At 37.2% G+C, this 23,359-nt stretch carries 19 protein-coding genes, 1 pseudogene and 1 riboswitch; of the genes and pseudogenes, 3 read left to right on the top strand and 17 right to left on the bottom strand.

Annotation, left to right across the window (positions count from 1 at the left end):
* Positions 1 to 102 precede the first annotated feature (102 nt).
* The 4 genes from H0Z31_06290 to nfsA all read right to left on the bottom strand — a co-directional run bounded on the left by H0Z31_06290 (position 103) and on the right by nfsA (position 4,118).
* A complete protein-coding gene (locus tag H0Z31_06290; protein MBO8177051.1) occupies positions 103 to 939 on the bottom strand; it encodes an MBL fold metallo-hydrolase in 837 nt (278 codons plus the stop codon).
* Positions 940 to 1,732: 793 nt separating this feature from the next.
* Positions 1,733 to 1,912 (bottom strand): hypothetical protein, encoded by a 180-nt coding sequence (locus tag H0Z31_06295; GenBank protein MBO8177052.1) that lies wholly within the window; start codon positions 1,910 to 1,912, stop codon positions 1,733 to 1,735.
* Positions 1,899 to 3,059: a DUF4062 domain-containing protein gene (locus H0Z31_06300; GenBank protein MBO8177053.1), complete on the bottom strand. Its 1,161-nt coding sequence runs from the start codon at positions 3,057 to 3,059 to the stop codon at positions 1,899 to 1,901. Before H0Z31_06300 ends, H0Z31_06295 begins: the two co-directional genes overlap by 14 nt.
* A 309-nt stretch (positions 3,060 to 3,368) precedes the next feature.
* Positions 3,369 to 4,118, bottom strand: coding sequence for an oxygen-insensitive NADPH nitroreductase (nfsA, locus tag H0Z31_06305; protein ID MBO8177054.1), 750 nt, complete (start codon positions 4,116 to 4,118; stop codon positions 3,369 to 3,371).
* A gap of 266 nt (positions 4,119 to 4,384) precedes the next feature.
* Here nfsA and H0Z31_06310 point away from each other — a divergent pair, with 266 nt between their 5' ends.
* Positions 4,385 to 5,962, top strand: coding sequence for a multicopper oxidase family protein (locus tag H0Z31_06310; protein MBO8177055.1), 1,578 nt, complete (start codon positions 4,385 to 4,387; stop codon positions 5,960 to 5,962).
* A gap of 48 nt (positions 5,963 to 6,010) precedes the next feature.
* Here H0Z31_06310 and H0Z31_06315 read toward each other — a convergent pair whose 3' ends face one another.
* From H0Z31_06315 to H0Z31_06355, 9 genes are all read right to left on the bottom strand, one after another.
* Positions 6,011 to 6,580, bottom strand: a complete 570-nt coding sequence (locus H0Z31_06315) for a TVP38/TMEM64 family protein (GenBank protein ID MBO8177056.1) — start codon at positions 6,578 to 6,580, stop codon at positions 6,011 to 6,013.
* Positions 6,581 to 6,592: 12 nt separating this feature from the next.
* A complete protein-coding gene (locus H0Z31_06320; GenBank protein ID MBO8177057.1) occupies positions 6,593 to 7,264 on the bottom strand; it encodes a response regulator transcription factor in 672 nt (223 codons plus the stop codon).
* Between the two features lie 2 nt (positions 7,265 to 7,266).
* A complete protein-coding gene (locus tag H0Z31_06325) occupies positions 7,267 to 8,637 on the bottom strand; it encodes a HAMP domain-containing protein (GenBank protein ID MBO8177058.1) in 1,371 nt (456 codons plus the stop codon).
* A gap of 1,072 nt (positions 8,638 to 9,709) precedes the next feature.
* Complete coding sequence (locus H0Z31_06330; protein MBO8177059.1) at positions 9,710 to 11,113, bottom strand: amino acid permease; 1,404 nt, start codon at positions 11,111 to 11,113, stop codon at positions 9,710 to 9,712.
* Positions 11,114 to 11,506: 393 nt separating this feature from the next.
* Entirely contained in the window at positions 11,507 to 12,340 is an 834-nt protein-coding gene (locus H0Z31_06335; GenBank protein ID MBO8177060.1) for a hypothetical protein, read from the bottom strand.
* Between the two features lie 65 nt (positions 12,341 to 12,405).
* Positions 12,406 to 13,620 carry an acyl-CoA/acyl-ACP dehydrogenase gene (locus H0Z31_06340; GenBank protein MBO8177061.1) on the bottom strand — a complete coding sequence of 405 codons (1,215 nt, stop codon included), beginning with the start codon at positions 13,618 to 13,620 and terminating at the stop codon, positions 12,406 to 12,408.
* Positions 13,604 to 15,592: an AMP-binding protein gene (locus tag H0Z31_06345; protein ID MBO8177062.1), complete on the bottom strand. Its 1,989-nt coding sequence runs from the start codon at positions 15,590 to 15,592 to the stop codon at positions 13,604 to 13,606. Before H0Z31_06345 ends, H0Z31_06340 begins: the two co-directional genes overlap by 17 nt.
* 2 nt (positions 15,593 to 15,594) lie before the next feature.
* Complete coding sequence (locus H0Z31_06350; GenBank protein ID MBO8177063.1) at positions 15,595 to 16,761, bottom strand: acetyl-CoA C-acyltransferase; 1,167 nt, start codon at positions 16,759 to 16,761, stop codon at positions 15,595 to 15,597.
* A gap of 152 nt (positions 16,762 to 16,913) precedes the next feature.
* A riboswitch (SAM riboswitch) is annotated at positions 16,914 to 17,022 on the bottom strand.
* Between the two features lie 437 nt (positions 17,023 to 17,459).
* Positions 17,460 to 17,921 (bottom strand): hypothetical protein, encoded by a 462-nt coding sequence (locus tag H0Z31_06355; GenBank protein ID MBO8177064.1) that lies wholly within the window; start codon positions 17,919 to 17,921, stop codon positions 17,460 to 17,462.
* A 196-nt stretch (positions 17,922 to 18,117) separates the two neighbouring features.
* Between H0Z31_06355 and H0Z31_06360 the strand changes: the two genes are divergently transcribed.
* Positions 18,118 to 18,678: a GNAT family N-acetyltransferase gene (locus H0Z31_06360; protein MBO8177065.1), complete on the top strand. Its 561-nt coding sequence runs from the start codon at positions 18,118 to 18,120 to the stop codon at positions 18,676 to 18,678.
* A gap of 253 nt (positions 18,679 to 18,931) precedes the next feature.
* On the opposite strand, the gene H0Z31_06365 is transcribed toward H0Z31_06360, so the two are convergent.
* Both H0Z31_06365 and H0Z31_06370 read right to left on the bottom strand, forming a co-directional pair.
* Positions 18,932 to 19,666 carry a DUF4097 domain-containing protein gene (locus tag H0Z31_06365; GenBank protein ID MBO8177066.1) on the bottom strand — a complete coding sequence of 245 codons (735 nt, stop codon included), beginning with the start codon at positions 19,664 to 19,666 and terminating at the stop codon, positions 18,932 to 18,934.
* Positions 19,667 to 20,211: 545 nt separating this feature from the next.
* Positions 20,212 to 21,042, bottom strand: coding sequence for a DUF819 domain-containing protein (locus H0Z31_06370; protein ID MBO8177067.1), 831 nt, complete (start codon positions 21,040 to 21,042; stop codon positions 20,212 to 20,214).
* Positions 21,043 to 21,167: 125 nt separating this feature from the next.
* On the opposite strand from H0Z31_06370, the pseudogene H0Z31_06375 reads away from it, so the two are divergent.
* Positions 21,168 to 21,639: pseudogene (locus tag H0Z31_06375) on the top strand (hypothetical protein).
* Between the two features lie 30 nt (positions 21,640 to 21,669).
* Here the strand turns inward: H0Z31_06375 and H0Z31_06380 are convergent.
* Positions 21,670 to 22,284 carry a Type 1 glutamine amidotransferase-like domain-containing protein gene (locus H0Z31_06380; protein MBO8177068.1) on the bottom strand — a complete coding sequence of 205 codons (615 nt, stop codon included), beginning with the start codon at positions 22,282 to 22,284 and terminating at the stop codon, positions 21,670 to 21,672.
* 114 nt (positions 22,285 to 22,398) lie between these two features.
* Positions 22,399 to 22,749 carry a DUF819 family protein gene (locus H0Z31_06385; GenBank protein MBO8177069.1) on the bottom strand — a complete coding sequence of 117 codons (351 nt, stop codon included), beginning with the start codon at positions 22,747 to 22,749 and terminating at the stop codon, positions 22,399 to 22,401.
* Positions 22,750 to 23,359 lie beyond the last annotated feature (610 nt).

Consider the following 23,359-nt stretch of genomic DNA (forward strand, 5'->3'; position numbering starts at 1 on the left):
AGCTATTCAAAGTAGGCAACAAGAAACTTTACTAAAAAATATCGGAATTGGTTTTACCACCATCACCTTCAGTGCGCCCTACACTTATGAGAATTAGTGTCTTTAATTTACATATCGCCCATAATCGGGAATTGCAATTCGATCAAATTCTCTCGCTAATTTTTCCAGACCTTGTGAAAGCTCTTTTCCGGACATTGGCAGACCATGACCGGTCACTGCAACAGTAGGTTTTAATGCTTCAAGCTTTTTAACTGACTCCCATGCCGCATCCCAATCAGTAGTTAAATATCTTGGTGGACCGCTGATTTCTTGAATTTGAGTTACTACCTTAAATAGAGAATCTTGTCTCACTGTCACAAAAGCATCTCCTGCAATTAGAGCATGATCCTCATCTCTAAATAAGGATATATGGCCAGGAGTATGACCAGGTGTATGAATCCAACGCCAACCAGGCATGTAAGGTACACTACCGTCAGAAGGAAGCTTCTCTACGTTGTTTCCCAAATCGACCGATTCATTCGGAAACAAAGGAGAAATTTTTGCCACGAGTCCTCCTTCGACTGATTCATCAGGTTCTGGATAGTTAGATTTTCCGGTTAAAAAGGGCAATTCTAATTCGTGCGCAAACACGGGAACATTCCATTCTTCTACTAGATCAACCACTGTCCCCACATGATCAAAGTGGCCGTGTGTGAGGACAATCACTTTTGGCTTGCTTTTTTTGCCAAACCTTTCTTCTACAGCATCAAGAATATGGTCGACTGATTTAGGCATTCCTGTGTCCACTAAGACCCATTCATTTGTTTTTTCAGGGTTTCCCACAAAACACAAATTCACAATCTGATTTGTATAACAATAAAGATCAGGGAGCACTTCTTGTCCCAATCCGCTTGTCAAAGAGGTCATTGGTATGAATTTGTTCTTCATCGTATCTTGCATATCATTATACTTGTTATAATCCATGTGAATTTTACACTTCCATTTCTGAAATAATATCTTTCTTGATGCAATATGTCTTGTCTACTATTCAAGATAAGGTTTCTATCAGTAAAAAGTGTTTGTTAAATTATAAAATTTATTCATTTAGAAAAAAGTTCAATATAAAAAGAGCAAAGTTATGATACCTACTACTGTATTTACTCCCGTTAACACACCCTTGACCTTTGGATTACAGCGTAGGCTATCCCAGAAGTAAGAGTTCCTAAAATGTAGAAATGCATTCAAGAAAATAGCAACGGTTCCTAATAATCCTCATCCCCAGCCAATCATTACAGTCCCTAGGTATGTTGCAAAAGTAAATAGAGTCCCGGAACGTCTTTGCATCCTTATACCCTGCTAGAAATGCCTTGTTACTCAACCATCCTGTCGATACAAATTCCCGTTCGAGTAATGGTAAAACAACGATGTCCTCTACCTAATACGAGTGACCCAGATCAAACTGTTTTCAATCCCTTATTTAGAAAAAAGAGTCATTTCCGTAGAAACAAAAATCGGAAGAATTAAATTGAAAATTATGGTTATGTAACAACCGGTTAGTATGTTGATTTTATTATATTCAGAAATTTCTGAAAACACAAGAATTATTTTTGCTGTTCGTGTCTCTTGTTATTGTTAGTAGAATATGAAGGAATATCTTCTAAAAAAATCCTTCGTCTACCTCTCTCGTACTAATAAAAAAACATCCCTGGTGAAAGGATGTATGTAGTGCCCGTTATATTCATTTTTTTCACTTTTATGAGATTTCATGTTCATTCTTATTTGTATGGTGAAATGAGCTTTTTATTTTGGAAAGTTTATTTTGTAAGTTCGCGTGATCGCGTTTCATTTGACTAAGACGATTAGTGACAACTTTTTTTCCATATCCATTTGGTGCGGAGGCGATTAATATGACATCTTCTTTATAATTGTTCACTCGAAAGACCTCCTAACAACATTTTTATAAAGTAACAATAAGAATATCCTTTAGATTCAAGTATAGCATTAAATATATGGTGTTGGTAAGTCTTCAATTTATGATAATCCCATTCCCCTAACAGCGGTAGATGAAAACAAAATACATAAGACTTTACTTTGAACAAGAAATAGCATGTCCTTTTTTCCAACGAATAGTATAACTTTTCATTGTGTTCATGATCATTGTATGTTTGCACCACATACGAACTTGTATCGCTTAGTGAAAAGTTTTCAGGCGTCGTTAATCCATCATATTCTTTGCAAACCATCATGTTACCTCTTTTTTCGTAAAGGGTTACAGCTTTACAGTCCATTAATGCTCCTATCGCCTCTTGCTGGTACTTTGTATTTGTCGTGTAAATATTGCATCCGACCATCTTCGAACGTAAAAGGGCAAGTAATCTTCTCCAATTTGTAATTTGTGCATTACGTATTAAACTTATGAATTCAAGAGAAAGCTCATAAAAATCCCCGTACAAATCGACATGTTCTAAACTCTTTTGTATTTCCGATCGAATATTAAAGTATTGAAGACTTTCTTTAAATAGTGCAGAAAGATAGCTTTTTATGTTTGAAAGAACTTCGACACCTAATGAACATTTCTCGAAATAGATTCCTTTTTGTTCTGCATCATAAAGAAAGTACCATACATATTTTTCGGCAATATGGGAATTCTCTTTTATATTTTCACTAATAAAATCGAACATGGAATCCGGCTCTTTACCGTGTTTGCTAAAATACAGTTTTAACGATTTTTTTATTTGAGGTCTAATCGTTTGGAAATACGTATCTAGAACCGTATCGTGAACATAAACAATAATATGTTTATTTTCTTTATATGCTCGTAAAAACTCAAGATGAGTGATCGTTTTCCCTTCATCTTCTAGCAAAGTTCCTGCTTTATCAGCGATAAATAGTAGAAAAATATCACTTTTTGATACATATTCTAAACAAGTTCGGATGGCATCTTGATGAATATATCGCATGCTATCTTCAAAGCGAATGGGCTCGTGCCCCATATTTTTTAATTCTTTAAATACATCGTTTCGTATAGCGGAAAGAGAATCTTGGGCAACAGAACTTATAAAAATCGTTGTTTTATCCATATGAACACCTCCTTGCATAATCAACTGTTCTCCATAGGAATTTTTGTTGGTATTTTAAAAAAGTGTTATTGTAGTCATGTTTAATAGATTATAAAGTTAATTATGTGGAAATTTTTGGTAGTTAATAAGGACTTCTGCTAAAAATTTATTTATTCCTCCAGTAAATAATGATAAATATTTTTAGAATAACAAAATCTTTTTTCATTTCGTACAAAAACTATTTTAAGAATAAGGATGGTAGAACGTGATAATATAAATGGCAGAAGAATCCTCTTCTTCTGCCTGCTCAATTCATCCGCATTCCATGTGCTACTTTAAATTAAATCCTTTTCTTTCGACAAACTCCTTCATATACATTCTGACCTGTTTACTAAGTAGATTTGCCATTTGTCCCGTCCATGTATCACGGCGCTTGCCGTTCGTACGTTTCTCATAATAGGACGAAATCGTATCATTATAATGTTTTAGTTGATCCTCTAATTTGGAACGGTCTTGTTCGTATGTTTCTTCATGGTAGACGTGATGAAAAGGTAATCGCGGTTTTTTGTCAGGATTTTGTGCTGGATATCCTACTGCAATTCCGAACAACGGAATCACTCGTTTCGGAACGTTTAACAGCTCACACACTTCAGGTAAATTGTTCCTTAAACCACCGATATAACAAGCTCCTAATCCCATGGATTCTGCCGCTAATACAGCATTTTGCGCGGCCAATGCCGTGTCAATGAGTGCAACCATAAATTTTTCGGTGCTTTCTAATGTAGCAGATAAATCGACATTTTCCATTTCACCGACAATCTCGTGACGATGTAAATCGGCACAAAATACAAAGAAATGTCCATTATTCTCTACATACGATTGATTTCCAGCTAACTCAGCGAGCTTCCGTTTCTTTTCTTTATTTTTTACTCCGATAATTGAATAAGCTTGAATAAAACTGGACGTAGATGCTGCTTGAGCACACTTGACTATAGTACGAATTTGCTCATCGGATAGCCCCCGATCTTCAAATTTTCGAATGGAACGGTGCTGTAAAATTGTTTCAATGACTGGATTCATCTTAATTTCCTCCTACTAAAAAATATTTCCTTCATGATAAGAATCCTCATTAATTACAAATTCCTGAAACCTACTAGCCTTTTTTCTATGATAAGTCAATGACTCCAAATAAACACAATAATGTCATTCATTTCAATTATAAATCATTTTTAAAAATCGTCATTTCTTCAAATGCTTTTATATTACTCTTTTCTCCATAAATTTTGCACATTTATTTTTTATGATGATCTTAGCATTTGAATCACATGTTTGATGGAGGGAAATACATGAAGAAATTATTGGTTGGAACCATTTTAGCGGGTGTCATGACTATTGGCGCAGCCTGCTCAAACAGTTCCATGCAAGGACACGATATGTCAAATATGGATACAAAGGATGAAAAAACATCCAAAGCCTCTGAAGTCAGTGAACAAATTCCTTTGGCAACAAATACAGAAGTATTATCCGGCAATGAGATACATCTTACTGCGAAGGAAGCATTATTAGAAATAAATGATCATGTAAAACTACCAGTTTACACGTTCAACGGATCTGTTCCCGGGCCGCAAATCCGTATTAAACAAGGGGACACTGTAAAAATTCATTTAAAAAATGAATTACCTGAACCGGTTGCAATCCATTGGCATGGCTATCCTGTTCCAAATAGTCAAGATGGAGTTCCGGGTGTCACGATGAACGCAATTAAACCAGGTGAAACCTTTACGTATGAATTTACTGCTACTGTACCGGGAACGTATTGGTATCATTCCCATCAAGAAAGCGCGAAACAAGTAGACAAAGGGTTATACGGGACATTCATCGTAGAGCCTAAAGATGAGGAAAAAGTAGATCGTGAGTATACACTTGTGTTAGATGAATGGATGAGCAATCCAGATGAAGGACATATGCATACGAATACGGTGGATCATAGCCATATGGGACATGAAAATTACTCGGATAGCCACCATATGCATATGAGCAGCATGGAACATGATATGAGTATGTATGATATTTTCACGCTGAACGGAAAAAGTGGCTCCGCTGTAGAACCTTTAAAAGTGAAAAAAGGCGAAAAAGTTCGACTTCGCCTTGTAAACGCTGGATACATGTCCCATAAACTCCACCTCCATGGTCACGATTTTAAAATTACAGCAACAGACGGGCAACCGATAAAAGAGCCGCAACTAATCAAAGATCATCTTCTAAATATAGCTCCGGGTGAACGTTACGATATTGAATTTACAGCGGATAATCCTGGGGAATGGTTATTCGAATGTCACGGTGAGATGGAAGGTACCGATGGCATGAAAGTGAAAATTCAATATGAAGGCGAAACAAACCAGACAGACAAGGCAAATGAAAAAGAGGACCTCCCAATCGTAGATTTAACAAACTACGGAAAACATGAATTAGGTCCATTTATGTTAGACCAAAAATATGATGTAGAGTACACAATGGATTTAGGAACAGCTATGAACAAAGGTAGCATAGTCTACACGATCAATGGTAAAACATTTCCTGATACAGCCCCTGTAATTGTAAAGACAGGAGATTTAGTAAAAGTAAGAATAGTAAACAATTCACCAAAAGATGAGCACCCGATGCATTTACACGGGCACTTCTTCCAAGTATTGAGCAAAAACGGGAAGCCGATTTCAGGCTCTCCATTAATAAAGGATTCCTTAAATGTAGAACCGGGAGAAGAATATGTCGTCGCATTTAAGGCGGATAATCCAGGAAACTGGATGTTCCATTGCCATGAATTGCACCATGCTTCTGCCGGAATGGTTACAGAAGTAATATATAAAGATTACAAGACGGACTATAAGCCCGACCCGAATGACATAACAAATAAACCAGAATAACGTTAATTCCCCTCCAAGTTTTCTTTGGAGGGGAATTTTTCTGTTACTTCATGTCGTTATCTTGCTCTTATAATTTTGATTGATTTTCTTCCAAGTAAATATGAATAAAAAGACAGACAGAAGTGTAGAAATCACTTTACCTTGCCATGTCCAATTCATCAAATGATAAACCGAATAGGCTTCTAAAAGTAAGGCAGGTATCTTCCCTATGGAACTAGCAATCACAAAAATAAGAAAAGGGATTTTTCCAATTGCTGCAACAAAGGTAACGACTCCTGATGGAACAAAAGGAAGAAGCCGCAATGATAGAACAAGAAAAAAAGCTTCTAAACCTTTTGCTTCAAGCAAACGTTTGACTTTCGGATGAGAAAACAACTTTGTTTCAGAAAGTTTCCTAAATCCTTTACAATATAACATAAAAGAAATAATGGCTCCTATTGCTTCCCCGACAAAAGATATGAAGGTGCCTTTCCAAAACCCGAACACAGCCAAATTAGCAGCGGTTAGAAATACGCTTGGAACTATTCCTAAAATACTGATCATAATATTTATAAAGATACTAATGAGGAAAGCAACATTTTCATATGTGTTGAGTAGTGTAATAATTTGCTCTTTCATCTTCTTCTCACCTTACGCCTCCCATTTATACCCAACCCCCCAAACGGTTTGCAGAAATCGATCGATCGGAAAACCAGCTTGTCTCAGCTTTTCTCTAATATTTTTTACATGAGAGTCGATCGTACGCTCTTCTGTATTTGCGTTATAGCCCCAAAGAGACACAATGATTTGTTCTCTGCTAAACACCCTGTTTAAATTTTTCATAAAAAGGCCTAATACAGCAAACTCTTTAGGAGTAAAACAAATAGCATGGTTTTTATATTGGACGGTGTGCTGATCTTCATCCCACACTAAACCTTGAAACTCAATTCTTGATTGTTTTCCAACTGAACGGCGCAGTACAGCTTCAATTCGAGCAAGCAGCTCGGATTCGTTAAATGGTTTAGTGATATAGTCATCAGCCCCTAATTTAAGCCCTTTCACAATATCCATTGTTTCATCTCTTGCAGTCACCATGATAATAGGTACATCAGACATTTCTCTAATTCGTTGACATGTTTCCCAACCATCCATTTCCGGCATCATGATGTCCAGCAAAACTAAATCCGCTTTGGTGTTTTCTAAGTACTGTATCGCTACAAAACCAGTCTCACACTTAACACATTGAAATCCTTTCGGAGAGAGATAAAGTTCAAGTAAATCTAACATTCGTTTTTCATCGTCAACGAGTAAAATTGTGTACATGATCATCCCTCCGGCAATGTAATGATAATGTTTGTTCCTTTTCCATAATCACTTACGGCGTAAATCGATCCTCCGTGCGCTTCCACAATTTCCTTGGCGATGGCTAGTCCCAATCCTGTTCCGCCTCTGTTTCTTGATCTTGATTTATCCACTCGGTAAAACCGTTCAAAAATATACGGTAAATCCTCTTCAGGGATCCCTCCGCCTTCGTCTGAAACAATCATCATCATTTTCTTTTTCTCCGCTTTTACATCAATAGAGACAGTAGTACCTTGATCTGAATATTTTAAAGCATTGTCTAACAAATTGATCATGACTTGCTCAAACCGTTTTTGGTCTATATGGACGGTAATGTTTTCATCGCATTGATATACAAGAGACATTTTTTTAACTTGAAACGCAGGATGCATTTTGTCATACAATTTTTTAAAGAAAGAACATAAATTAGCAGGTTCCTTATGGATTTGAAATGAATGTTGATCCATTTTTGCTAATTCAAAAAGATCCTTCACCAATTTTTGCATATGCTCGGCTTCTTCATAGATAATGGATAAATATCGATTTCTCTCTTCTTCCTCAATGTTGGGTCTCCTAGCTATATCCGCATATCCTTTTACATATGTAAGAGGGGTACGAAGCTCATGGGAAATACTGGCAAGAAATTCGTTTCTTTCTTTTTTTAAGTACTCTAAATCCCTCGCCAATGTTTGAATGGCTTTCCCTAATTCCGCCAATTCGTCCTCCCCTTTTACTTGCAAACGAACAGAAAAATCACCTTTACTCAATTTTTCGGTTGCCATTTTCATACGAATAAGAGGGATGGTAATGAATCTTGATAATAGAGCAATCGTAATAATGGTTAAACATACAGAAAGAATTCCCACCATAATGAAATGATGCTTTAACTTATAAATCATGTTTTGAATAGAATCCGTATTTTTAAACATATAGACATATCCTATTATCTTTCCGTCCATACGAATAGGGCTTACTGTCGAAATATGCGACTCTTTTTGCCAATTTTTTTGCACAATCACTCCATCATAGGGGATGTTTTTATTGGTGTTTTTAATTATTTTTTTAGCAAATGGTAAAATATTGTCAGAAAAATACAAGATTTTTCCCTTCTCATTGGTAATAACGACGTCCGTCTCCGCTTCAGACTCCATCATCGTGACATGTTCTAACGTAGAAGGATCATAACTTTTTTCTAACACATCGCGATGATTATTCCCTCTTGCCAACAATTGGGTAAATTCCTCGTCAATTCTAGAATGAACGAGAGTAACATATAATGACGAAAATAAAACCGTTTCTATTCCTAATACGAATACAAAAAATAATAGTCCTAGTTTAAACGAAATTTTTCTCACTTTTGTCCCTTCCTTACCAACCCATTAACTTCAAAGTCGAAAAGGTATTTTTATGATTTCTCCTTCATTTATTTCGAGGGAAAAAAACTTCTCTGAATGACATATTTTATCATTTAAACTTTAAAACTTTGAAAACAAGTTGTATTGACGAATGGTTTATGCCTTTGGATGTATTACAAAGCAGATGTAATTATGATTGTATAAATTAAATTTGCAGAATTTATGGATTTATTAGGGACGATTTTACTTTTATTGATCATTTATCACAAATCCTTTTTCCTACATCATCAACGAAATGTAATTATTTTATGAATAGCCATGAATTCCATGTTCACATAATTGACAATATTTAATTTGTTTTAACCGGTTGAGAGGGGTACTTCTCAAAAAAATCCCGGGAAAAATGAACATCTAAAAAGTTTCAAACGGAGCCTACATACTGATTATCCAATTAATGAAACTTATCACTCATAACAACGTATCAATATTAAGATTTTAACATTCCTCTACTTACGAGCCATTAAGTCATGTTAATTGAACAATATAAATGAAGAGAAGGAGGTGCTTTTTCTTATGTTTAGTAATATTTATTCAATTCCTACTTTAGTAATTGTAGGAGTCGTTTTCATTATCCCTATTTGTTTCATTCAAAAAATATTGGTTAAATCCCATAAAATGTGGCTTGGTCTTATCCTGCCAATTATCATCTTTTTATTCTCAATCATCTTGAGTATTCCTAATTTTAAACAGACGTTTTATCTTCAATTTAGCACTGGGCATTTATCGCATCATTAATAATGTTTTTACTTTACAATGTCGTAACTATCTTTCTGTTATTCATCTACTGGCGAGAAAAAAAAATGTTTCTAAAACAAATCTAAAACGCTCCGTTAAATGCTTTATTAAGTTAGGTGTAAATAATCATAATTATCAAAGCCATTAAATTATAGGCAAAAAGCTCGGTAAAAATTAATTACCGAGCTTTTCGTCTGTATTTTAAAATCTTTTTAAATCGTTTAGTAGCAGTATCTCCAAGTTTCAGAGATTTTTGTATCAGAACTATTCTGCTTTTCTAATTTACTTTTTTCAGCATATGCGCTTCCTCTTGGTATGAATTCTTTATTCGCTTTGTTCGATAGATAAAATAAATACTTAAACCAATTATCATCCAAATGCCGAAATACAACCACGCTTCAAGGGCAAGGCGGGTCATTAAAAAGATACTACACGCAATTGTGAAAATTGGAAGATATGGAACTAGCGGTGCCCTAAATCCTCTTTGCAGATTTGGATGTGTTTTGCGCAGTATAATAACGGATAAGGCAACCATCACGAATGTTAATAATGCACCAATATTGACTAAATTGGCCAATGCTCTCAAATCAATAAATCCAGCAATTACTGCTCCTGTAAATCCTGCAATCCATGTCGAAAAAACAGGTGCTTGAGTGTGTGAATGAACGACTGAGAATGGTTTTGGCAGTAGGCGATCACGGCTAATAGAGAACAGAACGCGTACGGTTGCGTAAAGATAAACAAATATAACGGTTGTAATACCAACAATGGCGCCAACTGATATAACTCCTGCAGCAAAATTTTGTCCGACTGCATGAAGCGCAAATGCCATCGCGTCGGAAACATTTAATAAATGATATGGAACCATTCCTGTAAGGACTAAGCAAACAATAACGTATAAAAGAGTGCACACAACTAAAGAAACTATAATACCGATTGGCAAATCACGGTGCGGTTTTTTTACTTCTTCTGCCGCAGTTGCAACCGCATCAAATCCTAAATAGGCAAAGAAAACAGTAGCAGTACCTGCGAGAACCCCTTCCCACCCAAAAGGCATGAATGGATCCCAATTTTCCGGTTGAACGTAGAATATTCCAACGATAATAAATAATAAAATGACAAATAATTTGATGGCTACCATCGTATTATTCACTTTCTTACTTTCTTTCACACCTTTTGACAGCACCCAAGTCATAAGTAAAATAATGCAGATTGCCGGCAAGTTCACCATTCCGCCTTGCTGAGGTACTGCACTTATCATTTTCGGGATATGCAAATGGAATCCATCTAACAATGATTGTAAATACGCAGACCATCCATTTGCCACTGCTGCAGCGGACAAAACATATATTAATAGTTGGGTCCAACCTATTAAAAACGCAACTACTTCCCCTATTGTCACATACGCGTACGTATAGACACCTCCGGAAACAGGAAGAGTCGAAGCGATTTCTGCATAACAAAATGCAACAAATCCACAAACCAAGGCTGCCAGCATAAACGAAAAGATAATCGAAGGACCTGCATCATTTGCTGCTGCGACACCTGTCAACACAAGAATACCGATCCCAACAATAGCTCCGATACCAAGCAATATTAAATCATAGGCACCTAGTGTTTTCTGCAATGTTTTCTTTTGACTTAACAAGTGAGTAATTGACTTTTTTTGAAGTAAATTCATGATGTCTCCTCTCTCTTTTGTAATTAGTCCAAAATTCCAAACAATTTGGTATTATATCATGTTTTCTACTTTTTTCGACATATTTTTTATTTTCCTTTTCTAGAAATTGTACAAAATACATTGAAAAAAGCAGAATCTTCCTCTATTGTTTAGAGTAACCACCCCCAAAACAAATAGAAGGAAAGATTCTGCTTATTCCCATCACGAGCCGGGAAATACAACAAGACTATTAAAAATAGTTTTTTTATTATGAGAAAGTCTTATTTTCTTATGAGTGAACTTGGTTTTAAGCTTCATATTTCCACTAGTATGATTTGTACTTTTATTCATAAATTGTTGATTCAATAGTTAAAGAGTAAAATTTCATATGCATTTTTTCAGCTCTTCATCTAATTATTTCATCCAGTCTGGCCAGACGTAACCTTCGTACTTTTCGCTTTCTTCATTTAATTTTTTAAATTCTTCTGATTGATAAGCTTCTATTATGTCTTTGACAAATTGAGCATCTTTATCTTTCCCCCTCACCGTAACTCCAATCATATAGTGAGGCAGAGTTTTTTCCAATACGACAGCATCCTCTAATTTTAACCCGGAGGAAATGGCGAAGTTACCATTAATAAACGAGTAATCGACATCTTCCAGTGCTCTTGGAAGCTGTGCCGGTTCAAGCGGCTTAATAACGATCTTTTTATGATATTTGGCAATGTCTTTTTCAGAGGCTTTTGTCGGGTCTACTCCTTCTTTTAAGGAAATAATGCCGAGCTGTTCAAGCATGGCAAGGGCTCTTGCCTGGTTAACTGGATCATTGGATGTCGCTACGGTCGAACCATCTTTGATTTCATCGATCGATTGATGCTTTTTTGAGTAAATGGCAATTGGGGCTGTTGGGACTTTAATCGCCTCGACGATATCCAAGTTTCTTGCTTTGGCAAATTCCTTCATATAAAGCTCATTCTGAAACACGTTCGCGTCAATTCCTCCCGTATCAAGGGAGATGTTTGGCTGAATGTAATCATTAAACTCGATAACTTCGACCTTGTATCCTTTTTTCTCAAGGTAAGGCTTAATGCCCTCATTTACCTGGTCGCTGTAAGGCCCTGCTGTCGCTCCAATTTTAATCACCTTTTTCTCTGAACCGCTCGCCTTTTGGTCTGAACCTGAGCAAGCTGATAAAACTAGTGAATACACTGTGATTACTAACAAAAATAGAATTTTATGGTATCTCATTTATTTTTCTCCTTTCCAATTGAAAGACATGTGTTTTCAGTAGATATTTAATCGAATGAATACGATTATGAATGAACATGTTGCAAGGCTTTTTTGGCGAGCAAAGAAATGACTGCGTCATCCATTGGCGGATTGTGAAGTCCCGCTCGAACATCCCTGTAATAACGCTGTAGAGGGTTGGATTTTTGCAGGCTTCTTGCTCCGACAATTCTCATCGCTAGATCAACCACCTTATTCGCGCTGTTGACGGCAATGTGTTTTGCCGCCGCCAGTTCTCCGCCCATTCTTTCACGTTTATCAGGTTCTGTATCCCAGCGATGTGCCACCGAGTAAAGAACGTGTCTTGCTTTTAACAGCTCCAAATCCATTTCGCCAATTTTCCTTTGTACCTCGGGGACATCTTTAATGGGTACTGGAAGACTGTTCGGCTGGTAATGTGCCGCAAACGAAACCGCATAGTTTCTAGCCGCAATGGCAACTCCGAGGAAACAGGCTGGAACATGAAGCAGCCACGCTCTCGGGGGATGATTTGAAGAATCCAATTGTTCCAATTCTACTAGCGCATCCTCCGGCAGTTCGACCTGATTAAGCACAAGGTCATCACTTCTCGTCCCCCGCATCCCAAGCATATCCCAGTTTTCTTCCACACGAACTCCTTTTAGTCGATGATCTATCAAAAAGGTGCCGACCTCACCTGATTCTTCAATCGTAGCTGTTACTAACGAGAAATCAAGGGCAACAGCCATGGTCGTAAAAGACTTTCTCCCTGTGATTCTCCACTTGCCATTTTCTTTTACGGCAATGGTTTGCGGTTTGCCTCCCCTCGTTGGGCTCCCGGTAGCAATCTCTGTCGCTGCACGGTTAATCAACACCTTGTTTTCCACAATTTCTCGGCAGATCCGTTCAAATAAGACGTGATCCCATATCTTCCGTTCCCTAAGGTCGTATATCACCCCCAGGTGCCAACCGATACTTAAAGCGGTGGACGCATCCCCTTGGGCGAGCCGCTCTTGCAAAAGAACAAATTCGTAGAGGGAAATCTCTTTGCCGCCAAATTGTTTTGGAACGGTAAGAGAGACGTAAGCGGACTTTTTCAGCTCTTGAAAATTTTCAAACGGAAACCTTCCCTCTTCGTCGATTGCAGCCGCCCTCGTTTGAAAACGATCGGCAAGCACAGCTACCTCACGAAATAGCGATTCCTGACGCTTATTTTGAATAAACAGTCTTGCCAGTTCCTCCGATAAATTAATTTGCTTACGTTCGTTAGCCAATATACTCAATTCCCTTCCCCCTTTTGGCAATTTCCTTTAGTGATTCCCTGTTTTTCAGTGTTGAAATATCCCCTAACGGCTCGCCAAGATACGATGATTTGATGACTCTCCTGGCAATTTTTCCACTCTGCGTATATGGAAGCTCTGAGACAATATGAACCTTATTTGGCTTCAGAGCTTTCCCGAGAGAGCGTGCGGCATAAGCAAGCAATTCCTGTTCCAAGTCAGAATGTGAATCCTCATGTCCATGTAAAACGGCAAAAATAACAGGAACTTCACCCTTTACTGGATGCGGGATTCCAATTGCTGCCGCCTCTTTTACCGCTTCATGAGCCGTAACCGCTGCTTCGATTTCTGATGGCCCGATCCGTTTCCCTGCCACCTTCATAGTGTCATCGGAACGTCCTAGCAAATACCAGAATCCATGCTGGTCCACGGCAGCAAAATCACCGTGCGCCCAAATTCCTTCCCACTTTGACCAATAGGCTTCTACATAGCGTTGATCATCGTTCCAGAACGATTTCGTCATCCCTAGAAACGGTGCTCTAATCGTTAAATCCCCGACTGTATGTTCCACTTTTTCTCCGCGTTCATTGACGACGCTTGCAGCCATACCGGGAATTGGGCCATGGAATCCGCATGGTTTTAGTGGAAAAATGGGATAGGTGCCCAGTATCCCTCCTGATACTTCTGTTCCGCCTGAATAATTAATAATGGGACACCGTCCGTTACCGACTTTTTCTAAGAACCAGTGCCATGCCGTTGGATTCCACGGTTCCCCTGTCGACCCAAGAATCCGTAAAGATGAAAGATTTGGTACTTCAACATCTTTTATCATCAGGGAGCGAATGAGAGTTGGAGAGATTCCAAAGATCGAAACTTGATGGCGCTTGATTAATTCCCATAATCTTCCTTCATAAGGAAAATCGGGACTTCCTTCATAGAGGACAACAGTTGCGCCATGCACAGCAGCACCTAGAAATAGCCACGGGCCCATCATCCACCCAAAATCTGTTTGCCAAAATATGCGGTCCGTTCTTTTTATATCAAAGCAAAAATACAGATCGATCGCGCTTTTTAGCGGAAATCCCGTATGTGTATGGACCGTTCCTTTAGGTCGGCCAGTTGTTCCGGACGTATACATAATCATGAATGGGTGATCGGAATCGACGAATTCGGTTTCTGGTTCATGAGATGAATGGTTTCCAATCAACTCCTCATACCAATAATCTCTATTTGGATGGATGGAAATGTTTCGGTTAAAGCGGTTGACAATAATGACTTGCTGGACCGTTGGTGCTAGCTCAACCGCCCGATCAGCTTCTTCCTTCATCTTGACAATCTTTCCTCGGCGGAAGAATCCGTCGGCTGTGATCAATACTTTTGCTTCACCATCATTCAGCCTTGATGCTACCGCCTCAGCCCCGTAGCCTGAAAACACTGGAATGACAATCGCACCGATTTTGGCACACGCAAATAAAGAGATGGGGGCTTCAGGAATAGGCGGCAAGTAAATCCCGATGCGATCTCCTTTAGAAACTCCAAGGGATGTAAGGGCAGCTGCCAGGTCATTTATTTTTTCGTTCAGTTCATTGTAGGTAAAAGCGATCGTGTCACCGTTTTCTCCTTCCCAGATCAACGCGACTGTATTTCCTCTTCCTTGGCTGATTTGTTTTTCAATGGTGTAATAATGGAGATTTGTTTTTCCACCGATAAACCACTTGGCGAATGGTGCTCCTTTTTCTGTATTCAGAAATTGTTGATACGGCTCTTGCCAAAGGATATCAAACTCTTCCAGCAAGCTTTCATAAAACCATTCCGGGTTCTGAATCGATTTTCCGTGGAGTTCTTCGATGGTGGGGATCTTGTGCTTGTTCATAAATAATTGGATGTTTGCATTTTCAATGAGGGTTTTATTAGGATTCCATACCGGTTCCTGCTGATTGAGGAAATCAAAGGTTTGTTGAATGTTCGTTGTCATGGCTACCACCTCTTTGGCACTTCTACTAGGATGGCTGATCCTTGGCCGCCCCCGCCGCAAAGTGTCGCAATTCCCTTTCCGCCGCCTCGCCGTTTTAATTCATGAACAAGCGTTAGCAGCAACCGGAACCCTGTGCCTCCTAAAGGATGGCCGATGGCAATTGCTCCGCCGTTGACATTTACTTTTTCATACGGAATCTTTAGTTTCTTGCAGCTGGCTATGACCACACTGGCAAAGGCCTCGTTAATTTCAAACAAGTCTATATCATGAACCGTAAGCTCCGTTTTCTCCAAGACTTTTTCAATTGCTTGGGCCGGTTTTAAATGGAGGCTCGTATCTGGACCAGCAATATCTGCCCAACCGATGATTCTTGCAAGCGGTGTGTAGCCAAGTTTTTCAGCTTGTGTCTCGCTTGCGACAATTCCAATACTTGCGCCATCTGACATTTGCGATGCGTTTCCAGCTGTAATCGTACCGTCTTCTGTAAAAACAGGACGGAGTTTCGCTAATCCTTCAATCGTGGTGTTCGGGCGAATACCTTCATCTTCTTTTAACCATTCTTCATGTGCGTATACAGGAGTGATTTCTTCCTGCAGCCGGCCCTCTTGTAACGCTTTGTATGCCCGTTGTTGTGAAAGGCATGCATATTCATCCTGTTCCTTGCGAGTGATTCCTAGTTCTTTGTTTTTCTTGTCAGTCAATACGCCCATTGATTCATTCGAGAGGGAGCACCACAAGCCGTCATTAATTAAAGTGTCCGTAAACTCTGCTTTTCCAAGCGGGACACTTTTTCGCAAGTTGGCAGTGTGCGGAGCGTTCGTCATCGAATCATAGCCCCCAACAATGTATAACTGCCCTTCCTGTAAAACAATCCGGCGCGTAGCATCCGAAACGGAAGCCAATCCGGCCAAACAAACATTATTGAGTGTAATAGCAGGTACCGAAAGATCCACTCCCGCTTCTACGGCCACTTTTCGCGCTGGATTTTGCCCTTCTCCAGCCTGGATGACTTGTGCAAGTATTACTCCATCTGCGTTTTTTGCTTCCGGAACCCGGCGAAGCAATTCTTTCACTGCAACGCTTCCTAGCTGTTTCGCTGATACATCGGCCAGTTTTCCTCGAAACTTTCCAAATGGCGTACGCACTCCCTCTAAAATAACCACAGTCATACCTTCTTCTCCTTTCCTTTCACAGAATTAGTTTGATCATCCTTTTATGGTGTTTCACCTTATCAGACGGGGCATTTTTCAATTGCTTTTTATAAGCAATGAAAAAGCCCCTTTCATTCTGAAAGAGGCTTAAGGTATTACCAATTTGTTTCGCCTTATCTTTCAGAATGAAAAAACTCATTCTGCAGGAATTAGCACCGTTCCATAAAGGAGGTTGCCGGACATCATCGGGCCTGTTCCCTCAGTCACTCTGGATAAGACTTTATTTCATTTGATTGAATTTTCTTGATAATCCGAATGTTATAACTTTTTTACTTTCATGTCAACTTTGATTTTTTACGAAAAAGATGTTGAGAACGTTTACATCGTTGTGGCTGTAAGAAAAAATTTTTTCGAAATCAACAGATTTAACCTATTGATCATCCAGTTCAATTGATAAAAAGAGACAGCAGTAGGGATTCGAACATTTTTTCGAACCATTTTCCTGTATATTTTGCAAATAAATTCAATCGATTTTCCTGTTTTATCTATAGATTTCGCGAATGTTCAACCATCTTGCCCCCTACTAATGAAAGATTCCAGTAAAAAAAGCCTATCAAATACCTGATAGGCTCCCGTTACTTATGTTTAGTCTTCATCACATGTTCCGTGGATTCCTTTTTTGAGGAAACAAGCTCCGTTACCTATGTACCAAATCTTTAGGACATCGCATTTAATTCGGATACCGTTTCATCCACAAAATCTGATATTTTGCGCAAATTCAATAGTAACTGTTCCTTGAACTCTTTAACAGTGGTGTTTTCGTTTAACACAATCTTTGTATTGGCAATTTGGTTTGAACCATTATAACATTTAATAGATTGATCGTTTAGCGATTTAATTTTTTCATGAATCATACGCTTCACTATTTCTCTCTGATAAAGATATTTCTCGCTACCTTCTGCATGATTAGCTATTTTTCGTTTTGGTAAGTATGGGCGTGTTTCATAGTGTAATGGTAAAGTAAAGGAACGATTAAAAGCATCAAATGTAAATTCTACATGAATATCAAAAGTATCTTCATTTATTAAGTATTTCCCTTCTTCTGTCTTTTGAGCAATTTTTCCTTTCCATGATTTCTTTGAAAATTGAACAATATAGTTAATACGGCCCGTACCCACTACCTCATCAATGGGAGATCGTGAAAGACCGTTTGGTAAATTAGAAATATCGAAACACTCGTTTAACAATTTTTTACCTAATCAGTAATAAAAATCCTTCATATCATGTAATTTTATATTAAAATTATATTATAGTGAATCGAGTACTAGCAAATATTAGCAAGGCTTTTACTTGCAAAGGTGAGGAGTGATAAATATGAATTTAAAATATGAAATTATACCTGATGACAAAATTGAATGCTGCAGAGATTTATGCAATGAACTCATGGCCTTTCAAAAGTCGAAAGCATACATAAAACCGGAATTGTTTGACAACATGAATTTTGAGACACGAATGATTCCTTCAATAAAAAGTGCAATATACAATTATACTGTGGTCGTTAAAGACGATGATAAATTAGTAGGTTATGTATATTCAAATATCTCTCCTAAAGAAACTTATTCAAATGAATTTGCCACTTTTTTTGACCTTGCATCTGTTAGTAGAGATAATGTAGGTTGTTTATCCCAATTTTATATTAAAGAAGAGTACAGACAATATGGGATTGGATCTAAACTTTTCAATATGTCAATGAAGTGGTTGAAACAATTTGATGATGTCGAAGATTATTTTATTTTTGTTTCAAATGGGAATCATAACGCCTTGGAATTCTATAAACGTAAAGGATTTTCTGTTAGTCACGATATATTAGATGGTTTTATAACCGTTTTACGATGTCACCGCCGGGATTTAATGGACCTGGGTTCGACGGAATGAAATGATCTACCGTTGGCGAAAATAGCCCCTTCAACCAAGCATTGACGAACGGTTGATTCAAGAGTGGGCCACAATGATTTTCGTAACCTTACCTAAGAATAGCAAAATAATTTTTCGAGTGACTTGTTCCTCCACGTTTATGAGCTTATCCTTTTGAGAGCGATAAAATAGGAGAGCTGTTTGCTATTATAGATGAAGCTCTCCTATTGTTTCATACTTTTTACATTTGGTCGCTAGCCATCCAAATGTCATTTTAGTAAATATGGATATTTCCGCTTGATACCGTTAGATTAATATGGTGTTTAGCTGACCCATGTGTACCTGAAATATGTTTATTACTCAATTTTTTACTAGTTATCGGGAAATCGCATATTATGTTACCGCTGCTTGTCTTTCCGTTTAAAGTAAAATCAGCGTTGGTCGGAAGATTAAGATCCACCGTGCCAGAACTTACTTTAATATCAACTGAATCTATTAATTTGGCCATTTGTACATGTAAATTTCCTGATGATAACTCAGCCTTAATAGCACCAATATAATTTTTTACATGGAGACTTCCCGAACTAATATCAAATGATCCTGTTTTTGTCGTTAATGAGTCTATATTGACATTCCCTGAGGAACCATTGTGCTTAAAATGTTGAACCGATAAATTCTTGAGTTCGACATTGCCTGATCCAATATCTAAAATTAATTCTTCTAGTTTCATTGGTTTCGTTTTTGAATGACCGGAGAACTTTACATTTCCAGAGCCAAGATTTATTACCATATCTCGATCATAATCTTCTGGAATATAAATATTTAGTTTTGCCTTGTCTTTGAAGAAAAACCAGTCAAACCATTTCCATTTTTGTTTCACACTTACCTCTACCGTGTCTCCGTGTCTTTTAACCATCACCTTTCCCTTTCCGTCTAGATCTGCTTTTAAATCTTTTCGGCTTTCCGGAATAATCGCTGTGCTAACGCTTGAAACATCAATCTCAATCATCTCAATTTCCTTAGTTATAACGGATTGAGTTTCTTGATTTATAAATGGTAACCAACTAAAATCAATTGGCTTTAATAAGATAAAATATAATCCAATGACAACCGATAAAATTATAAAAAATTTTTTCAACGTTTACCCTTCTTTCCATATTATTTTTTACAGTATTCGTGGGCCTTGCTTATACTTTTGCCATTATTAGACAAGAAGCAATGAAATAATAATCATCGTTATTTGCTTTTTGTTCCTTCCCCATCTTTAAGATATAAAAAAAAGAGAAAATCCAAAATGGACCTGATATGTATAATTAAATACGACTTGAGACTTATTGAATGATTAATAAAAGCTACTTTATTAAATATATGTTGGTACCTTCTTGACACAAACTACATTATCCTAAAATACGGTTGTTTCAAGAGTGGGCCACAATGACTTTCGAAACCCGACAAAAGAGAATCTAACTTACGGAATTTTGTAGTTACTTTTTAACCTAGTATTCAATAAATAACCCGGCACAAATCACTCTGCCGGGTTATTTGTTAAATCATTTATATCAAATTTGAAAACCAAAAACCTAGTAATGTACCCACATAGTTTCCGATAATATAGCCAAGTGTTCCAACAACTAATATCGGACCGACTAAGTTTTTCCACCCCTTAGCAATAGCCAATGCAGCTGCAGTCGTTGGTCCTCCAATATTGGCGTTACTTGCTAGGATGATATCTTCAAGGTTCGCTTTTATTAACTTTCCTGCACTTAAAGAAACAATCATATTAATTAGTACGATGATCAACACAAACACTAATAACAACGGTGCATTTTTTATAATAAGCGGAATGGTTGCTGGAATTCCGATAACGACGAAGAATAAATAAATGAGATATGTTCCAATTTCTTGACTACCATGAAGGTTATCAAAATATGTTGGAAATAGCGCTAATGTAATAAAGGTAATGGTGGTAAGCATTAAATATTTATCTCCAAAAAGACCATTCAATAGATTCATTAGAACGGAAGCATTTTCACCTGATGGAATTAAGTTATCGAACAACTGGGCTACCTTAAATGAGACGATTACAAGTAAAAATGCAGTTCCGACAGATAGGGCGATATCTTTTAATGAAATATTTTTTCTTTTCCAGAAACTTTCGGCTAACGTTTTTCCTTCTTCGGATCCACTCTCCTGTTCTACTTCGAGAATGTGAGGAATATTATACCGCTTTCTGAAGAAGGCTAATGTAGGAATAATCATTAGAATCACAAAATAGAAAGCCATCATTAAATTATCAGCCACAACAGTAGCAGAAACTAATTCCCCTGGTGCCTCAAATTTGGCTGCCATTGCAGCAAAGTTAACTCCTCCACCGATATAAGTCATGCCTCCAATTTTATCGAGATGTGGGATATGCTCTTTTAATAAAAAGCTGTTTTCGTATAGATTGCTGCTTTTTTAACCATAATGTTATTAGGTTGATATAATTGGTATTAAGGAGGCATTCAAGTATGTGGGAAGATGTTTATGAAGATTTTAGTGAACTTTCAAAATCTGAACAGTTAGCGTTGTTTGAAGCGATTAAACAGGATTTGTTTCCAGAAGAACCAGACAAAATTACAAAATTACTTAATACCATTCGTGAAGCGAGATTTGCCTCTGGTATGGCTTGTGTTCATTGTGGAAGTATGTCTGTGAAGAGAAATGGTAAATATCGTTCAAGACAACGCTCACCCGTCTGCTTTGTTATGCACTGATACTGCAACCAACTATAAAAAGTTTGCCAAACTTAAAGGCTTACCTTACGAAACTATTAATGAACGACAAAAACAGCGTGTGAAGAAAGGTATCTACCATATTTACTGGTTCCGTTGGCTTAATTTAGGGAAGAATTTGGCAGTTGGTAAACGTGTGGAACAAATGCTTATTTCAGCGTGTCAAAAATCAAATTATCTAACGGTTGAAGAGTTTAGAAGTGCATAAAAAAGACCTCAGATTATAGAGGGCACATAACTAAATTTGTACTGTGATATATTCATCATCTCTTAATCTCGTAATTGTACATCTTTCAAGGAATTCAAATTCCTTCAGCCTATCTTCGATTGTCTTGCCTGTGATATCTTTAAACAAGTCCTCTCTGTCATAATGAGGGAAAACAAGTTTTTCAGTTAATCCCAATGCTGAAAAATCCTTAGTATTTAGTTCATCCATTTGTGGTGTGAAGAAATGAACAATTTTAATGTTTGGTCCGAGCAGGACAGCACCAGCACTTACGCCAACAATAACTACATTTTTTGAAACTAACTGTCGCAGAATATTATCCGCCCCACTCTGTTTAAAATGAAATAGTAATTTAAATGGATTTCCACCATTGATGTAAATAACATCTTTATTTGTAAGACTTTCTACATTATCAAACTCTACATCAATGAAATCTATGTTCTGGAACCCCATTTCTCTAAAGTCTTCTTTTGCCTTCTGAGCAAACCGATTTTTCTCCTTTTGTGGCGAGGCAGTTGTGATGATTGCAACGTTTAGGTCATTAGTAGCACCGTTAATGAGTTTTAAAAATTGCTCTTTAATTTCATTAGTGTAAAAACCGTTAGAGGTTAGTAACAATTTCAATATAATCAACCCCCCTTTTCCATTCTCTATTTTACTTTGAACTTGTCCTTATTTTAGCAGAAAATATGGGAAATCAGAAATTTTCATTTAAAAAGCAACAATTTTTTAGAAAACAGCCTAATAAAAGAAGCTTATGATTGTACCTGCTACCGTACCAATAGAGCATAAAAGAAAAATGATCAGTAATTTACCACTTTCTCTCCATATTTTACCGATATTAACATGAAAAAGTAGCAATGGAATCGCTAATGGAACGATAATTCCCCATATCGAATCGTAAACTGGGGATTCGGTTGTAATAATCCCGGTATTCGATAAAATAATCGCTCCAATAAGGGCAATAATCGCTCCCGAGATTTTGGATGCCCAACGATAGCGCTGCTCTAAGTAAATACTAACAGATGCCCATACAGCAATAATTCCCCATAATGTTAATGTATCATCTGGTTGAATCAATGTTTGACTCACATTCGTAACCTCCTTTTTTTCTCAATTTTGTAATATTTTCATCTACTAGTATTCATTTCGCGTTTGATTTTAAATAGTCCTTCTTCAACTAACACTGTGCTCTTTAGTCTATCCGACGTAAAAATGAATCAGGCGGGGGAAATGAAACAAAGTACTTATTAGGACTTGTTCCAACGACTTTTATTTATCTTGTACCGAAAGTAAAAACTATTTATCAACATAATTTAAAGAATTTTCAAATTATTAAAAATTGATTTAGAATATTTTCTCTTTTCTCTTGCCTAAATCCCAAATTTCCCCAACGGTTGAGATACATTCTAATTGGTGTGAATGACATTGTTATCATCGTTTTGTTATCGTTTCAAGGCAACGGAATATATATTTATTTCAAAAAATCTGAAATAAAAAAGATAATTTTCAACAACACCCAACAAATTAGTAGACTAACATTGTAAATATTAGATCTAAAGAAGGCATGAAATAAAAAATAATACAAAATTTCATATTACGGCTGTAACAATAGCATAACCATTTGTGACACACTTTCGCATGAATGATTACTTTGTTGTCTAGTTTTCCAGCCGTATAGGCTATTGGGATTAAATAACAG

This window comes from Bacillus sp. (in: firmicutes) (assembly GCA_017656295.1).
Taxonomy (GTDB): Bacteria; Bacillota; Bacilli; order Bacillales; family JACDOC01; genus JACDOC01.

Coding starts and splice junctions, on each gene's coding strand:
- H0Z31_06290 (MBO8177051.1), bottom strand. CDS start 939: ATGCAAGATACGATGAAGAACAAATTCATACCAATGACCTCTTTGACA.
- H0Z31_06300 (MBO8177053.1), bottom strand. CDS start 3,059: ATGGATAAAACAACGATTTTTATAAGTTCTGTTGCCCAAGATTCTCTT.
- nfsA (MBO8177054.1), bottom strand. CDS start 4,118: ATGAATCCAGTCATTGAAACAATTTTACAGCACCGTTCCATTCGAAAA.
- H0Z31_06310 (MBO8177055.1), top strand. CDS start 4,385: ATGAAGAAATTATTGGTTGGAACCATTTTAGCGGGTGTCATGACTATT.
- H0Z31_06315 (MBO8177056.1), bottom strand. CDS start 6,580: ATGAAAGAGCAAATTATTACACTACTCAACACATATGAAAATGTTGCT.
- H0Z31_06320 (MBO8177057.1), bottom strand. CDS start 7,264: ATGTACACAATTTTACTCGTTGACGATGAAAAACGAATGTTAGATTTA.
- H0Z31_06330 (MBO8177059.1), bottom strand. CDS start 11,113: ATGAATTTACTTCAAAAAAAGTCAATTACTCACTTGTTAAGTCAAAAG.
- H0Z31_06335 (MBO8177060.1), bottom strand. CDS start 12,340: ATGAGATACCATAAAATTCTATTTTTGTTAGTAATCACAGTGTATTCA.
- H0Z31_06345 (MBO8177062.1), bottom strand. CDS start 15,592: ATGACAACGAACATTCAACAAACCTTTGATTTCCTCAATCAGCAGGAA.
- H0Z31_06350 (MBO8177063.1), bottom strand. CDS start 16,761: ATGACTGTGGTTATTTTAGAGGGAGTGCGTACGCCATTTGGAAAGTTT.
- H0Z31_06360 (MBO8177065.1), top strand. CDS start 18,118: ATGAATTTAAAATATGAAATTATACCTGATGACAAAATTGAATGCTGC.
- H0Z31_06365 (MBO8177066.1), bottom strand. CDS start 19,666: ATGATTGAGATTGATGTTTCAAGCGTTAGCACAGCGATTATTCCGGAA.
- H0Z31_06370 (MBO8177067.1), bottom strand. CDS start 21,042: ATGACTTATATCGGTGGAGGAGTTAACTTTGCTGCAATGGCAGCCAAA.